Raw genomic sequence first — 16108 nt, forward strand, 5'->3', positions numbered from 1 at the left:
TTTTAAACCTATTTCATAGTTATCCGCTATTTCTGGATCAACTTTCAGTGAATCTGCGCCTGCACTCGGTGCTGTGCCTACGGCTAAATTAAAACCACCAGATTTTTCACCATGCGAATAGGTTGCATAGAATAAATTGTTGGGATTAATTTTATAACTCGCCGTCAATAATCCGGAATAACTGGTATCACTCAGGTTCAGTTTGCCTGAATCATAGGCCCCAATCTGATTATTAAGCACCGTCTGATAATCCGTATTCACACCGCCTATCGGTGCAAGACGATTGACTCGAGCTTCCTTATCTTCATAAGTCACCCGACCACCGGCGGTAATATCCAGTTTTGGCGTAGTATGCCATGTGCCTTGACCAAATGCCGCATAGCTTTTGGTATCGGCATAGCCATAGGTATGGGTTTCTCGATTATTTAAAATATTTGCACTATTGTTGCCAACCACAGCTCGTAAAGCTGCATTCTGATAAAACAAAAAAGGATCCGCAGCATCGCCATAATAGGTAAAGGAATGATTGGTCAGATTTTGCTGGAAATAATATAAACCTGTGACCCAATCAAAAGTTGGATTGCTGGCAGAAGCCAGACGCAATTCCTGTGAATATTGTTTATCTTCAACTGCAACACCAGTATTACGAATCGCATCTGCGGTGGTATTGTCACTGTTGGTCGGGGTAAAGTTCCAAAAACGATAAGCGGTAATCGAGGTTAACTTTTTACCACTATCCAGTGTCCAGTTGGCCTCCACTGAGGTTCCGCCCTGATCAACCTGCATGCGTTGACTGGCATCTGCTGCAATCTTTTTATCCTTCCAGTTCAGAATCTGAGTATCACCACCAGCTTGAGCAACATTACTTAGATATTGATTATAATTGGCCCCATAAGTTGGATGAGTAAAGGTCGGTCCTCTGGAATAAGTGACCGTCATCCCCTGTTGATCATCTTCTTCATGATAATCGGCAATCCAGCGTAAGTTAAAATTATCACTGGGTTGCCATAAGATCTGGCCACGCACCCCTTGACGATCAATATCATTTAATTTATCGGCATCAGGTTGCGCGACATTTTCAATAAATCCATCCTGTACGGTTTTATAAAAAGAAAAACGTCCGGCGACAGTTTCCGTTAAAGCATCCGATAAACTGCCCTTGGCCTGAAAATAGTTCCTTTCTCCGGCAGAAATTTCCAGCGTGTTATCTGGATAAAACGTCGGTGCTTTAGAGGTGATATTGAGCAAGCCCGCAGTGGTATTTTTACCAAATAACGTGCCTTGTGGTCCGCGTAATAATTCCAGTTGCGCAACATCCAAAATATCAAATACCACCATACCGGGACGGCCCAAATACACATTATCCAGATATACGCCAACACTGGCTTCCAATCCATCACTGGCCGGATTATTGCCCAGACCACGAATGGCAACACTGGATTGGCGTGGATTCTGAAAAGCCACATTCAAGCTAGGTAGTGCTTGTTGTAAATCCTCTACCCGACTTAAACGCTGGGACTCCAAAGTCTGACCACTTAAAATACTGATCGGTGTCGGAACATCCTGCGCCTTTTCTTCACGACGACGCGTTGTCACCACCACAGCGTCCAGTTCAACCACATCTGCTTCATTGACGGGTTGTTGCTGTACAATCCCACTCTGCTGTGTTTCCAGCACCTCATCTTGTGCCATCACTAGAGTTGATGCTGTGCAACCCAAAAGAATCCATGCGATGGATTGTGCCAGTTGACTCGGCTGTATTGCGTTCCCCAAATTAAATTTCGCTTTCATCTTTTCCATCAACGACCTCATAAAAACTTCCTTGGCTATTGAAGATTCATCTCCATATCGCGCAGGCAAAAATCAAAAAATCCTTGGATGATATTGTTTAAAAAAAATGATTAAAAAGCTGTCAAATCACTGACACATTCAGCGTTTTATTCAGAATAAGATATCAAATATAAAGATATATAATTTTTTTAAAATATTAGACGCATTTATTCTAAATCTAATCATGAGTTATATTGGTTTTAAAATAATAAAGACTTCGATACAAAAAAGGTTTATTCACCATTTATAAATAATGAATAAACCCTATTTTTAATATGGTTTTAAAGATTTAAAAAGGTCGTCCACCGGCCAGACTTACTCTTTTTAATAATCTTCGTTGTTCTGATGGAAATGCAGTGCGTGAATGCAAGGTCAACTGATTATCCCAGAACACAATATCCCCAATTTCCCACTGATGTTCATAGCGATATTTGGGCTGTGCAATATGTTGTCGTAAACGTTCAATCAGTTGCGCGCCTTTTTGGTCATCATAACCCACCACTTCCACCTCGGTATGGGTATCCAGATACAACCCCAACTTGCCGCTTTCAGGATGAGTCCGCACCAAAGGGTGCGGAAATGCAGCACCTAAAATTTCCTGATTAGAAAAACGATATTTTGGATAAATACCTGTACCCTGACGTAAAAACGGATTATAGGTAATCAACTGGAGTTGGCGGATTTCCTGTTTGGTTTCCTCATCCAGATCCTGATAGGCTTGCACTGTATTATACCAACTGGTCGCGCCACCATCACTGGGTATTTCAATGGCATATAATAATGAACCACTTGAAGGCTGTGGCGTCCAGTGATGATCACTATGCGGTGTTAGCTCATTGTTCCCGGTATAATCGCCTTGCCCTACTGCATTAGATACAGGGACAACATCCGGTGGCAAACCGTCAGTTTTTTGCGTTGCCAATACCGGAATATCAACCGGTGGTTTAAAAATTGCGCCGAAATAACTGGCAAACGCCAATAGCTGCTCATCCGTCAAATCCTGCTGTTTAAACACCAGAATTAAATGATCCTGCAATGCCTTTTTCAGGGTTAAAATGGTCTGGGCATTTTGTGGCTGTCTGGCATCAAGCCCTGTTACCACAGCACCCAGAGGCGCATCAGCAATCGGAGCGACTGTTAATTGCTCTACACCTTGCAGCACTGATTCATGCCATTTTGGCGCATTTTCAATACTATAAGATAGTTGTGTTAAACTTGACATGATAACTCCTTGATTTGTTTTAAATTGCTTTATATCTCACACAGGTTAACCGTGGTATGGACTGGATGATTCTGTTGCCAGCCATGCTTTATTTCGAAATCACCAAAACACTTTCTCTTGTGATTTTTTTACTTGCTGGATTACCAGACATTTTCATATCCCAATTGCTTAATTCCCTGATCCACAAATTGATGATCGACCCATTGATCGACATCAAATGTTTGTCGAATCAGTTGGGCTTTCAGTGCACTGTCTACACCTTGACGGTAATGATCAATATAGGCCTGATCCAGTAATGGTGAATGTACAACTTTAAAATCCTGATCCTTGAAACCGAGTGCATACAGTGCAACAGGATAATTCGCATTGTTGGCAACCAATTCAATCGCAGCCTCACGATTTTCTGGCTGTGCTACCCAATGTGCAGATTTCAAGACAGTATTGACCAGACGTTGTGTTAGCTCTGGAGATTGCTGGATAAAAGCACTACGTCCAACCAATCCGGCTTCGGTGGTACCTGCCTGACCATTCCCCTGTTTGGAAGATAATGGAATCTCAACAATTCCTTTTTGCTGCAATGCCAATAAACCCAAACTGCCCCAACCAGCATCAATTTGCTTGGCGACCAATGCCGCATTCATCGCAGGGGGATCAAGATTGACGATACGAAAATCTTTTTCACTCAAGCCATACTGGGCAATAAAGCGATTGAATGATAATTGTGATGCTGTACCTTGCCATACCGCGATCCGCTTACCTTTTAATTTTTCCAGATTGTCATAGCCCTGATTGGGCTGTACTGCCAAATAACCGTTGGACTGACGTACGGTTGCCACCAATAATCGTGTATCTATCTGATTGGCCTTGCCAATAATTGCCGCCAGATCACCTAAAAAGGCAAAATCCAGTTGTTGATTGGCCAGAGCCTCATTAATCGCTGGTCCCGCACCTTTAAAAAATTGCCACTCAATTTTGATCTGATCTTTGTCAAACTCTTTTTCCAGCAATTTATTCAAATAAATATTATCAATCAGCGCAGTACCACTACTGTGTCTGTCACTTGAACTTAAATCCGGTACAGCAATCCGGATCACCGATACGTGACTCGCTGGCTGATTTGAATTGACTGTTTTTTCTGATAAATTTTTGGGTTTAAAAATCACAAATAAAATAATCAGGACAATCAATAACGGAATGACCCAAAAATATTTTCTGTTTTTTATGCTATTCGCCATTGGACTTCCTTCAATATTTAACTATTCCATCATCAAGCGAAAGACACCCTAATACAATGCAGACAAATCACGATATTCTGCTAAATAAAGTATTAAAATGAATAACTAATAATGATGGATATCGCGCCAAAGCAGCAAAAAAATCAATCTTTCCCATGTATAGGAATGATGACAATGCTTTACTTTGCTGCCAAAACGGCATCGCGCTTGGCCTGTTCCAATTCCGCCGCCGACAAGCCCTTGGGCGAAATAGTGATGCTGTTGCGACCATCCACACCCACTGGAACATCACCTGCCAGCGTGACACGACGCACCACACGATGCACATCACCATAATCATTGACGGCCAAATGCTGGGTTGCGCGATTATCCCAAATGACAACATCACCCGCCTGCCAGCGCCAGCGCACCGTGTTTTCCGGGCGAATCACCCGTTCCTGTAAAATATCGTAGATACGGCTAGACTCGCGGGCATTTAGACCAACAAAGCGTTTAAAGAAATGTCCCAGTAATAAACTACGTTTCCCGGTTTCCGGATGCACCCGTACCACCGGATGCTCGGTTTCATAGACCACCGACGCAAAAATATTTTTATATCGAGCCAGCACATCAGGATCGACATCAGGCTTTAAGCCGACATAATCGTAATCATTGCTATGAACAGCGCGTAAATGATTGGCCAGTTCTTTGAGGACCTCAGGTAATTCATCATAGGCTGTTTCGGTATTGGCCCAGGTGGTATCGCCACCAAATTCTGGAATGGTCACGCCTCTTAAAATACTCAGTTTTGGATAGGCATCGACGAAGGTCACATCGGTATGCCATGAATTGGCACGTCCGCCATAACGGGAATCCAGCTCCAATAAATATTGCGTCCCCTCTACCGTTGGTACAGTAGGATGGCGCACAGGTTCGCCCAAAAGTGCTGCAAATTTTTCCTGTTCCTGATCATCCAGATGCTGCTGATTTCTAAAAAAGATTACCTTATACTCCAGCAAGGCCTGATAAATTTGCTGTACGGTTTCTGCCGACAATGCACTAGATAGTTTTACACCGCTAATTTGCGCACCTATACGACCCGAAATAGGTGATATAATTAGTTGTTGTTTGGCCTTATTACTTGCTTCGCGTTCAATAACTTCACTCATTTTATGGCACTCATCGTTGCATTTTTTCTATTATGCAAGCGCATGCACCTTTTATTCTGTCAAATACTAGACAACTTACCGATTAAATAATGCTATATATATCTTTTTTTCGGCTAAATTCCGTCAACAATATGCTGGATTTATCATAAATTAATCACATTTTTTTATTTATATTCCGATTTTATTTCATTTATAGTCAATCATTCACGATTTGTCTTATTCTCTTGTCGGGAATTATTTTATCTGGCATTTATCCTGTGAAATTTTATTTCATTAGATATTATTGCTGTATAAAACCATACAAATCAAACTTTCTCCTATTTTGATTCGATCGCCATTCTATTATTCGCCACGATTTTAATGCGAGAAATTTACGATGCTTAAAACTGCACATCTGGAATCTTCTTTTCCGAAGTTCGAAAAAAAATTCACGACATTACCCGCGCCTATTCAATTTCAGAATAAAAGCCTGCAACACACTGCACAGGAATTTCTATTAAATTATAAATTGATTCAATTATGCACGCCGGAACAACAACAAGAGATTTTTAAGCACTTAAAAATTAGCCGCTATCATAGTAATGAGATGATCTTTCATAAAAGTACCTCATGTAATGAATTAACTTTAATTCTTAGGGGCAGCATTAAACTGGCTTGGCATGTCGCCGACGGCAAACAAATTGTGCATCGCTTTATTCCTGCCGGTTGCCTGATTAATATTGTGCCGCTGATCTCGCGATTGAATTTAACCCATGATCATGTGGCCCATGATGCCACCGTGATTGCCACGATTCCCAGCCATATTTTTTATTCGATCCTAAAACAAAATCATCAGGTTTCGCTGGCGGTACTGGAACTGATCTGCAATCGTAACCACTTATTATTTGATGATTTTTATCATCAGTCTACGCAGTCATTACGAGGCCGACTTGCACGTCATTTGTTACTACTGGTGGAATATTTTTCCTATCAGGACAAGCAAGACACCACATTGAATATTAAACTTTCCCAAGAAAATTTTGCCGAGCTTTTACATACCTCGCGACAAAGCATCAATAAGGAATTACTCTGGCTGGCACAACATGGTATTGCAGAAGTCAAATATAATCAGGTTCATATTTTAAATCTGGGGAAACTCAGGGCATTAGTCCATCTATAATCGTTTATATCATCTTCATTGATATTAATATCTGATATTGTTCATATAACTGTCATTTGACTTACAGAACATTGCGTTTAAAACATCAATAATAACCGCATCTATTGAATTTTAGCCTACCCCGCATTTCATTGATAAAACATTAATAGCCTCTATTGAATATGGAATATTATCGCTATGACACAACCAACAACGCAAACACATCCGAATATTTTATTGATTGTTGCAGACGATTTGGGCTTTTCCGATATTGGCGCGTTTGGTGGTGAAATTCAAACCCCAAATCTGGATAAACTGGCATTGGCAGGGTTACGTTTTACCAATTTCCACACCGCATCGACCTGCTCTCCAACACGCTCCATGTTATTGTCTGGCACAGACCACCATTTGGCCGGTTTGGGAACAATGGCAGAAGCCTTAACCCCTGAATTACAAGGTAAAGAAGGCTATGAAGGTGTTTTAAATCAACGGGTTGCTGCCCTGCCTGAATTACTACAGGATGCAGGCTATTACACCGTAATTTCCGGCAAATGGCATTTGGGCTTAACCCCTGAACACTTCCCGGCAAAAAAAGGCTTTGAACGCTCTTTTGCCTTATTACCCGGCGCTGCCAATCACTATCTTTTTGAAGCAGATATTCCCGAAGAAAACATTCCGCGATTATTAAAATCCACGCGCGGTTTATACGCCGAAGGCGACCAGTTTGCGGAAGAATTACCCAAAGGTTTTTATTCTTCAGATTACTTTACCACCCGCTTACTGGAATTTTTACAAGATGATACGGCACGACAAGATCGTCCGTTCTTTGCCTATCTGCCATTTTCTGCACCGCACTGGCCTTTGCAGGCTCCGCAGGAAAATATTGAAAAATATAAAGGCTTATATGATCAAGGTCCTGTCGCCCTACGTGCAGAACGGTTAAAACGCTTAAAACAATTACAGTTGGTTGATGATACTGTTACAGCCCATCCGATTCTGGCCAGAACCCCGTTCTGGGATAAACTAGGCGATGAACAACGAGCAAAATCGGCCCGAACCATGGAAGTCTATGCCGGCATGGTTGACCGCATGGATCAAAATATTGGTCGGGTGCTGGATTATCTTGAATCCAAACAGCAACTGGACAATACCATTATTATCTTCTTGTCAGATAATGGTGCCGAAGGCGCACAATTAGAAGCCCTACCGGTTTTTGGCGGTAATCTAAACCAGATTATCGAGCAATATTACGACAATAGTCTGGACAATATCGGACGAGCCAACTCGTATGTCTGGTATGGCGAACACTGGGCACAGGCAGCCACCGCACCATCCCGACTGTATAAGGCACATACCAGTGAAGGCGGTATCCGCACGGTTTCTTTTATCCATTATCCAAAATTTGCACGTCAGCAACAGATCAGTCATGAATTTCTGACCGTAATGGACATTCTGCCGACCTTACTGGATTATCTGAATATTCAGCATCCCGTGACAGAGTATAAAGGTCGTCAACTGGTGCCTTTACGCGGTGAATCTATCCTGCCTTATTTACAACAACAGCAAGAGCATATTCATGATGATCAGCATATTACCGGCTGGGAGTTGTTTGGTCAGAAAGCATTAAGAAAAGGCGACTGGAAAGCCTTGTTTATTCCTGCACCGAATGGCCCGAATCGCTGGCAACTTTATGATCTGGCAACAGATAAAGGAGAAGTCAACGATTTGGCCGAGCAATATCCGGAAAAACTGCAAGAACTTTTACAAGACTGGGCGACCTATGTGCGGGAAAATGGCGTGGTCGAAAATATTCCGACCCGACGCTTACTGCAAAATGAAAATGCAGAGCCATTTGAAGTATAACAATTAACCCAAACCAAGCACCCGGAACTTTGATATGAAATAAATTTCCGGGTTTTTTTAGGACTTTAAATCAGCTCTGGTTTTAATTTTCAGGTCTGCCCATCTCGGTAAAAGCATCCTTACTCCATGCCCCATAACTGGTATTCGGCAACATAATCCAGTCTTGTCCAAAACGGGACTGATTTTTTTCAATCATTGCTTGTCTTTGGGATTTGGACTGTTGCTGATTAAAATCCTGTGAAAAATCATGTAAGGTGTCACCAATCAATAAGACAATTTGATGGTTTTGAGCAATCAATTGCCGTCGTTGCTCCTTACTTTTACCATAGAGTAAAACATGATCATTGCTGACTTGTGGTAAGCCTAGGTGTTTTAAGGTATTGACGGTGGCTGTACGATATTGCTCGGAACGATCAGACACATAAAAAATAGCCACCTGATGCTGTGACGCAAAGTTGAGAAAATCCAGACTACCAACAATCAATTTCGGCTGACCATTTTTCTCCCACTCACTCCACGTGGTCCACTCGGTATAATCAATACAATGCTGAATATTGCTGACCAGAAAATCACTATTATCCAGTACGGTTTCGTCTAAATCGATAACAATCGCCAGATTTTTCGCCTCGGGCGTTTGCGCCAAAATATGTTGCAAACGCAGTGTTGCAATCTGGTAAGCCTGCAATTGTAGCGCCTGTATTTCGGCAGATTGTTGCTGATATTTCAGACTCATCTCATAGGCTTTGGCAGCACAAATGGTGGTTCCCTGCATGGAAAGATCGGCATGGGCAGAAAGACACAATGTCCCTGTCAACAAAAGCGCAAAACTGGATTTAAACCGAGTACCAAACATACATGAAATCAGTTGAGTATATTGCATTACATCTTTCCATTGAATCCTGATTTAACTGCATCATGTCACCGGACGATATGCAGCCTTTTGCATCTTATGCCGCCACATACGCCAGCCATTAAGCGCCAATAAGATAAAAATAAAGTATAAAAAGGAGGTGAGATATAAGGATTTACTCAGATACATGCAAACATACATCGCATCAAGTACACACCATAAAGCCCAGCTTTCTATGTACTTTTTGGCGGCCCAGAAACTCGCCACCAGACTAAAGGCGGCCAGCAAAGAATCCAGCCATGGTAATGCAGCATCAGTATAGCGATGGAATAAAAATCCGAGTAACAGCCCCGTGAATAAGCCCAGAAGCAAACTGCTTAACAATGTGGTTTTGCCAATACTGGATACACTATATTGACTGGACATTTTTTGGGTTGACCAGCTATACCAGCCATAACACTGCAATAGAATAAATATCCCTTGCAGCATGGCATCGGCATAGAGTTTGACCTGATAAAAAATCATGACATAGAGCGCAACCGCAACAATATTGATGATCCAGCAAATGCGATATTGCATTGATGTCAACCATACGCCAAGCACATTCAAAATAAAGGCGCTGATCTCTAACTTTGTCATGATATATTTCCCTACCCCTTAGAAATTAAAGGCCAAAGAAAATTTTGCCGTACGGGGTGCGCCAAGAAATAAATAATCATCGCCCATAAAGCCACCCACATCACGCCAGTATTTTTTATTCAAGACATTTTCGATATTGATGCGTAGTGTTGTGTCATAACCATATGGCTGAAAATTATAGGCAGCACCGAGGTCAAAGACACTATATCCACCCACTTTTGCAGTGGCTTCTTTATTGGCAAATTTACTGCTGCTATATTGCACACCACCCAATACCCGCAAACCTTCCAATTGTGGCAGATCATAAGACAGATACGTGGCAAATCTGACTTTGGGAACATTCTGGGTTTGATGGTCTTTGTATTGTGCGGTATCAATATCGACTAGTCTGGAACGAATATAAGCCAGACTGGAGTTGAGTTTTAAGCGATCTGTAAGTTCGCCATTTAGAGCCAGTTCCACACCCTGATTATGCTGTTTACCTTCGGCAATAAAGGTCAATGAACCATCCGCCTCAGGTCGGGTATATTGATTATCCTGACGAATATCAAATAATGCCGCAGTCAGTAGATAGTTATGAATCTGTTGTTTAATCCCGATCTCATACTGAGTTGAATTGACAGGCGCCAGAATCTGATCTGCATTTTCAGCATACCATGGTGCTGTACCGCCATCGGTCAAACCCTTGACATAGGATACATAGACATTGGTATCCTGCCATGGACTATACATCAGTGCAGCCTGCGGCAAGAATTTATCGAGGTCGGTATGGCGTGTTTCAATATGCCCGACATCATAGGCTTTTTCATCCAGATGCAGCCATTTCCCGCCCAGCAAGACTGACCATTGCGGATTAAATTCCAGTCGATCCAGTGCAGTCACTGCAAGCTGTTTACTCTTTAAGGATTGATAGAACTCGCCATTTGACGCTGATACCGAAGCATAATCAACCGTATCCTGATAAATATTGCCCGTGCCAATCAGTTCATTAACACCTTCATAGCGTTTACGTTGTTTATCCGTCTGGCTTAGATCCAGCATTAGATGATGCAGCACAGATCCAGTATTAAAAGTTCCATTTAAAGCCGCTTTAAACTGATTGGTTTCCCGCGTATCGTCCGGATTACGATAGTCATAAATATCATAATAGCCATTTTGATCGAAGCTATTACCCAAACCAGTATATTGACAAACATCACTATAACAGCCCCACGGGAAAGCCGTGTAATCATCAATCACCACTTTACTATGTGAAGCAGAAACACTGGCTGTCCAGTCTGCATTAAAAGCATACTGATATTTTAGACTACTGTTTAAGGCATGCGTACTGACAGGTCGACTCCAGCTTTGATACCCCAAAAGCCGATCCCAATCCAGATCATTGATCGCAGGCACTTTGCCATCCAGCAATTGATAGCCGGGAACAGAGCGTTGTCGTTGATACTGTGATTCCAGATCAAACTGAAGTTGCGATTGCTCATTAATATTCCAGTCCAGTGCCAGAGAGCCGAAATAGCGGTTACCATTGGCATGCTCAACATAGGATTGAATATCTTCGGCAGCCGCGTTTATACGATAACCCAGTTGCTGTTCCTGACCGACAAAGCCGCCCAGATCCAATGCCAATGATGTCCCGCCATTGCTATCCGCATTGATGTTGATGGCACGAATATCCTTGGGACGCTTGGTCACATAATTGACTACACCGCCCGGGGTCGACATCCCACTTTGAATCGCTGATACACCCTTGAGAATCTCAACCCGCTCCTTATTTTCCAGTGCAATATTTTGCTCACCACGAATTGCCTGACCATTAAGCAAATAACTCGAAGCCCAATCCAAAGCAAAACCACGGGACACAATATTGGGATAATAACCCACCGCAGCATAGCCATCGCCAACTGAGGCATCATTCTTGATCACTTCAGTCAGAACTTTGGCTTGCTGGTCAGCAATCAGATCGGAAGTCACTGCTGTAATCGATGCAGGTACTTTGGTGATTTCCTTGCTGCCAAAACCTGTTATCTCCACCCGTTTACTGCCATAATTTTGCTGATCATTGCTAGCATAGACATGAATGGTTTCCAGCTGTTTGACCTCAGCCTCATCAACTTCTACTGCATAAAGATGAGAGCTCGTCATCATCAGTAGTGAAGACGACATCACGGCTTGAAGGGTCTGGCTGAGTCGATGTGGTTTAAAATTTTGAATCTGCATTAGGGCGTACCTGTAACAAGTGGAAGGTCAGAAATTTGTGCCCACTCTTGCAGCGAGCCATCATAAATAGATAAAGATTGGCTGGAAACCAAACCAATGGCAACGGCAAGCACACATGCCGAAATTCCCCCGCCACAATACAAAACATTTAAATCTTCATGCCAAGACAACTGTTGCAGGGTATTTTTAATCTCTTGATCGGAAATAAATTTATTGTCTTCACCGATAAAAAGCCGTGCCGGAACATTGACACTATTTGGAATGGCGCCACGACGCGCGTAACGGGTAATACCCTGTCCCGTAAATTGCTCAGGTCCCAAAGCACAGACCAACCCCGAGGGCTCTTGGTGTGAACGTTGCTTGACCTCTTGCAGATCACACCAGTACCCATCCAGCGCAGTCACAGTGATATCACCAGACTGTATCGATGTTGGTACATGGGTTTGCTGCTGAACCGGATAACCGGCATTTTCCCATGCAGTCAATCCTCCATTTAAAATCCGGCTTTTAATGCCCAACGATGATAATACCCACCATAATCGTGAAGCCCAGATCCCATCCTTGGCATCATAAATCACAATATCCGAATCCTGAGATAACCCAAGCTGCCTTAAAAAATGCTGGGCAACTTGTGGCTCAGGTACAGCAAAACTATAATTCACATCAGGATTGCTAAAATCATGATATAAATCGATATGCAGCGAATGCGGAATATGTTTTTTCTGCCAGCATGCCAATCCACTTTGCACACGATAATCGCCATCAAAAGCAGGCTTCTCTAACAAAACCGTGGCATCAAAAATGAAAAAATGTTCGGTGCCAATACGCTGCAATTCATCACATTCAATTAAAATATTTTTACGGTTATACATGCTCACCTCGTGCGTGGATGATACGTTTCAGTTGTGCAAGAAAATCTTGTCCCTGTGCACTGACAAACCAATAGGTGTGTTCAATCAAATACGCATAAGCCGCCTTGGCATGCGTTTCATTGCGGGTAATTCCGACAAAATATTCCAGCTCATATAAGGCAAAATCGATATGTGCCAACGGTAAAATATCAGGCACAAAATCCAGTTGCGCCAGATTCTCTCCAGTTTGTGCATAGCCATGTATAAATGCACACAAGCTTTCAACATCGATATGCAGATCATTGCCTTGATCCAGTGCCAGCCAGTCGATAAAGTTACGCTCAATCGCCACAGCAATATCGTAAGGTATTGAAGTCAAATCAGTGAGACCAAAATCAATCACTGCCGCAACTTCTGCCTGATCTGAACCATTACGCCATAACAGATTGGACGCATGCAAATCGTTATGTGTCCAGATTTTTTTAAACTTGGGAAATTGCGCTAATAACGGCTGCTGTAACCGAAGCAGTAAAGCCAGAAAATCATCAGATACCGGATACTGCGCGAAATATTCAGATAGTGCGGGACTCTGCTGAATGCGATCGGCAAAAGCCTGTAAAATCGACGGACTTTCGATAATTTTCTGGTTGGAAATCAAATATTGTGTGGTTCTGGATTGATCCGGCAAAAAATCTGCGGCAGCCACATGCAGATGTGCCAATGCTTTACCTGCCTGCAACGCATGTTGCGCAACAAAAAATGATTTCCATGACTGCTGATCGGCATAAATATCCTCACCCGCTACTTTCTCATGCAGTTCATAAATCCAGTCATCCAGCGCAGTTGCCGTCTGCCCTTGCGCATTGCTAAAAATCTGCGGCACAGCGACACCTTTACGTGCCAGATGTGCAATAAAATGATGTTCCTGCTGTAAGTCTGCAACGCTACGAAAGGAATGATGACTGCGTTTAAGTAAAAATTCGCCCTGTGCGCTACGGATAATACTGGCCGATGAAAAGGGTCTAGGACTATGCCAGATGATGTCCATTTCCCCCTGTAAAACAGGATAATAAGGTTGAATACGCTTTAAATCTTCGGCACTGATATTGACCCAGTCTTTTGATTCCAGATCGGTACCCATGCCATGACCACAATGATCGTTTAATTCAGGCATTGGCCACCTCGGTAATAAATCGGTTACTGGTCGCCTGCTGCCAGATTTGTGCATCGTTTAAAATGCCATATTGCTGCAACCATGCTGCATATTCCTGATGAAAATCGGCATTTTGTATGCCCCATTGTTCGGAAGAAAACCAGGTTGTGGCGACTGTATTTAAAGATTTTTGAATCAATGCCCGCGGGAAATAAGGAATCACCTGTTCATAAATCGCAAGTGCCTGTTCCGGCTGAGATTGCAATGCCTGATAGCCTTGTTGCAGCGCCGCAATAAAATGCCGAATCTGCTGATCAGACAACCGTGACTGCGCCTCATTGATACCCAAAAGATAACTATGATAATTCGGCGCACCGATTTGGCTGACTGGCCAGACAACCCGCTCATCAGGATCAATCGGGCTGTCCATTAAGGCTTCCCAAACCCAGTAACCGCCAAAACTTGCATGAGCATGACCTGCCTTTAAATCGGTCGGAGTATATTCCCGACTACCGGCATCGACCAAGATCACCTTATCAAAATCACCACCATCCTGTTCTACCAGATGTTTGATCATGGCCAGTCCACGCGGTGTCGGATTAAGCGCGAGTCGTTTATCTTCGAGATCTTTAGGACGATGAATATTAAATTCACGCAAGGTTTGGATCGATTCCAGTCCGGTATGATTAATCGCCGCAATCCCCAATAAAGCTTGCCCCTGTTCACGGCGCACGAATAAACGATTGGTTGGAAAAATCGCGAAATCCACTGCCTGTTGATGGAGATATTCCAGTGCATCGCCTCTACCCGGATCAGTCACAATAAATTCCACCTCCAGACCATATTGCGCAAACAAACCTTGTTCGCGCGCATAATAAAATCCGGCAGAATTCGGCCATGGATGAAAATATTCAAGTGCAACTTTAATCGAGGACATCACAACAACCCTTAGAAACAATGCAGAAAAACTATAAGATTTCAGTGGTACATACCAATCAAATTTTAAGATTTATATATCCGTTTTTTATATAACACTGTGCATATTACAGCTTTAATCATTTTCTTCCACCCTGCTAAGCAACTAAAAATACTGATAAAAAATAATAAATTGAGATCATCATATAAAAGTAATTATTACAAACGTCTTTCGTCATGCGCCCTGTTAAAACGCTAGCTTTGACTCGACTTTTTCTTTACTATCCTTATGCAATTGATTTACATTTTCCAAATCCTAGAAGTCCAGACATGCGCTATTTAGACGTTCAAAAACAACTTGAAAATGATTTGCAGCACTATAGTGATCATCAATTATTACCTTCTGAACGTAATCTATCCGAAAAATATCAATGTTCAAGAGAAACCCTACGCAAAGCACTGGAAAATTTACGCACAGAAGGAAAAATTTTTAAAAATAAAAATATTGGCTGGCTGATTAACCGACACAAAATTAAATATGATCTGAAATCAACATTGGGATTTAGCGATTATACGACCCAACAAGGCTTTGTGCCCACAACGCAAATATTATCCAGCACAATTATTCCAGCAACCGCACAACTGCTTGATATTTTTGGCCTAGATCAGGCTAATCTGCAATTTATTGAAATTGTGCGATTAAGATTTATTCATGATATTCCGGTACTACTCGAATATAATTATCTACCCTATCAACAGTTTGCAAATCTACTGCAATATGATTTAAGCCAATCGATTGTCCATATTGTAGAAAATGATTTTGCGATTCATTATTCATCAAGCCAGATTTCGATTAAATATTCTCATATTTCCAATGAAGAAAAAAATCACTTGCTGATTCCAGCCCATCAATCGGCAGTGAAAATCGAACGTATTTCAAAATCGCAGGATCAGGTGATTGAGTTTGATATTGAGATTTGGCGGGATGATAAAGTGGAACTATTATTGGAAATACAAAACTGATCGGCATTCTATGTAATATATATA

General features: G+C 42.2%; 13 protein-coding genes. 3 read left to right on the forward strand and 10 right to left on the reverse strand.

Annotated elements, in window-relative coordinates; all coding sequences use genetic code 11:
- From CAP51_RS12775 to CAP51_RS12790, 4 genes are all read right to left on the reverse strand, one after another.
- Nucleotides 1-1800: TonB-dependent receptor (locus CAP51_RS12775; RefSeq protein ID WP_087621164.1), on the reverse strand; the 1800-nt coding region annotated here is incomplete at its 3' end.
- A gap of 319 nt (nucleotides 1801-2119) precedes the next feature.
- The gene (locus CAP51_RS12780) at nucleotides 2120-3052 is read right to left on the reverse strand and encodes a TauD/TfdA dioxygenase family protein (protein WP_087621165.1); all 933 of its coding nucleotides are present in this window, start codon (nucleotides 3050-3052) and stop codon (nucleotides 2120-2122) included.
- 140 nt (nucleotides 3053-3192) lie between these two features.
- Nucleotides 3193-4287 (reverse strand): ABC transporter substrate-binding protein, encoded by a 1095-nt coding sequence (locus CAP51_RS12785; protein WP_087621166.1) that lies wholly within the window; start codon nucleotides 4285-4287, stop codon nucleotides 3193-3195.
- Nucleotides 4288-4466: 179 nt separating this feature from the next.
- Nucleotides 4467-5435 (reverse strand): TauD/TfdA dioxygenase family protein, encoded by a 969-nt coding sequence (locus tag CAP51_RS12790; protein ID WP_087621167.1) that lies wholly within the window; start codon nucleotides 5433-5435, stop codon nucleotides 4467-4469.
- A 376-nt stretch (nucleotides 5436-5811) separates the two neighbouring features.
- On the opposite strand from CAP51_RS12790, the gene CAP51_RS12795 reads away from it, so the two are divergent.
- Complete coding sequence (locus CAP51_RS12795) at nucleotides 5812-6594, forward strand: Crp/Fnr family transcriptional regulator (RefSeq protein ID WP_087621168.1); 783 nt, start codon at nucleotides 5812-5814, stop codon at nucleotides 6592-6594.
- A gap of 177 nt (nucleotides 6595-6771) precedes the next feature.
- Nucleotides 6772-8436: a sulfatase-like hydrolase/transferase gene (locus tag CAP51_RS12800; protein ID WP_087621169.1), complete on the forward strand. Its 1665-nt coding sequence runs from the start codon at nucleotides 6772-6774 to the stop codon at nucleotides 8434-8436.
- 82 nt (nucleotides 8437-8518) lie between these two features.
- Here the strand turns inward: CAP51_RS12800 and CAP51_RS12805 are convergent, their stop codons facing one another.
- Genes CAP51_RS12805 through CAP51_RS12830 form a run of 6 tightly spaced genes read right to left on the reverse strand, consistent with a single transcriptional unit; the run spans nucleotide 8519 to nucleotide 15083 of the window.
- Entirely contained in the window at nucleotides 8519-9316 is a 798-nt protein-coding gene (locus CAP51_RS12805) for a 5'-nucleotidase, lipoprotein e(P4) family (protein WP_213062696.1), read from the reverse strand.
- Nucleotides 9317-9349: 33 nt separating this feature from the next.
- A complete protein-coding gene (pnuC, locus tag CAP51_RS12810) occupies nucleotides 9350-9925 on the reverse strand; it encodes a nicotinamide riboside transporter PnuC (RefSeq protein WP_087621170.1) in 576 nt (191 codons plus the stop codon).
- Between the two features lie 18 nt (nucleotides 9926-9943).
- Complete coding sequence (locus tag CAP51_RS12815; RefSeq protein WP_087621171.1) at nucleotides 9944-12142, reverse strand: TonB-dependent siderophore receptor; 2199 nt, start codon at nucleotides 12140-12142, stop codon at nucleotides 9944-9946.
- The gene (locus CAP51_RS12820) at nucleotides 12142-13014 is read right to left on the reverse strand and encodes a sulfurtransferase (RefSeq protein ID WP_087621172.1); all 873 of its coding nucleotides are present in this window, start codon (nucleotides 13012-13014) and stop codon (nucleotides 12142-12144) included. The genes CAP51_RS12815 and CAP51_RS12820 overlap by 1 nt, the downstream gene beginning before the upstream one ends.
- Nucleotides 13007-14167, reverse strand: a complete 1161-nt coding sequence (locus tag CAP51_RS12825) for a phosphotransferase enzyme family protein (protein WP_087621173.1) — start codon at nucleotides 14165-14167, stop codon at nucleotides 13007-13009. The genes CAP51_RS12820 and CAP51_RS12825 overlap by 8 nt, the downstream gene beginning before the upstream one ends.
- Complete coding sequence (locus CAP51_RS12830) at nucleotides 14160-15083, reverse strand: ABC transporter substrate-binding protein (RefSeq protein WP_087621174.1); 924 nt, start codon at nucleotides 15081-15083, stop codon at nucleotides 14160-14162. Before CAP51_RS12830 ends, CAP51_RS12825 begins: the two co-directional genes overlap by 8 nt.
- A 308-nt stretch (nucleotides 15084-15391) precedes the next feature.
- Between CAP51_RS12830 and CAP51_RS12835 the strand changes: the two genes are divergently transcribed.
- Entirely contained in the window at nucleotides 15392-16084 is a 693-nt protein-coding gene (locus CAP51_RS12835; RefSeq protein WP_171294790.1) for a GntR family transcriptional regulator, read from the forward strand.
- Nucleotides 16085-16108: the final 24 nt, after the last annotated feature.

The sequence above is a fragment of the Acinetobacter populi genome (genome assembly GCF_002174125.1).
GTDB lineage: Bacteria > Pseudomonadota > Gammaproteobacteria > Pseudomonadales > Moraxellaceae > Acinetobacter > Acinetobacter populi.

Bases quoted from the DNA above. Each gene is read 5' to 3' on its own strand.
- CAP51_RS12780 (WP_087621165.1), bottom strand. From the start codon at position 3,052: ATGTCAAGTTTAACACAACTATCTTATAGTATTGAAAATGCGCCAAAA.
- CAP51_RS12785 (WP_087621166.1), bottom strand. From the start codon at position 4,287: ATGGCGAATAGCATAAAAAACAGAAAATATTTTTGGGTCATTCCGTTA.
- CAP51_RS12790 (WP_087621167.1), bottom strand. From the start codon at position 5,435: ATGAGTGAAGTTATTGAACGCGAAGCAAGTAATAAGGCCAAACAACAA.
- CAP51_RS12795 (WP_087621168.1), top strand. From the start codon at position 5,812: ATGCTTAAAACTGCACATCTGGAATCTTCTTTTCCGAAGTTCGAAAAA.
- CAP51_RS12800 (WP_087621169.1), top strand. From the start codon at position 6,772: ATGACACAACCAACAACGCAAACACATCCGAATATTTTATTGATTGTT.
- CAP51_RS12805 (WP_213062696.1), bottom strand. From the start codon at position 9,316: ATGCAATATACTCAACTGATTTCATGTATGTTTGGTACTCGGTTTAAA.
- pnuC (WP_087621170.1), bottom strand. From the start codon at position 9,925: ATGACAAAGTTAGAGATCAGCGCCTTTATTTTGAATGTGCTTGGCGTA.
- CAP51_RS12815 (WP_087621171.1), bottom strand. From the start codon at position 12,142: ATGCAGATTCAAAATTTTAAACCACATCGACTCAGCCAGACCCTTCAA.
- CAP51_RS12820 (WP_087621172.1), bottom strand. From the start codon at position 13,014: ATGTATAACCGTAAAAATATTTTAATTGAATGTGATGAATTGCAGCGT.
- CAP51_RS12825 (WP_087621173.1), bottom strand. From the start codon at position 14,167: ATGCCTGAATTAAACGATCATTGTGGTCATGGCATGGGTACCGATCTG.
- CAP51_RS12830 (WP_087621174.1), bottom strand. From the start codon at position 15,083: ATGTCCTCGATTAAAGTTGCACTTGAATATTTTCATCCATGGCCGAAT.
- CAP51_RS12835 (WP_171294790.1), top strand. From the start codon at position 15,392: ATGCGCTATTTAGACGTTCAAAAACAACTTGAAAATGATTTGCAGCAC.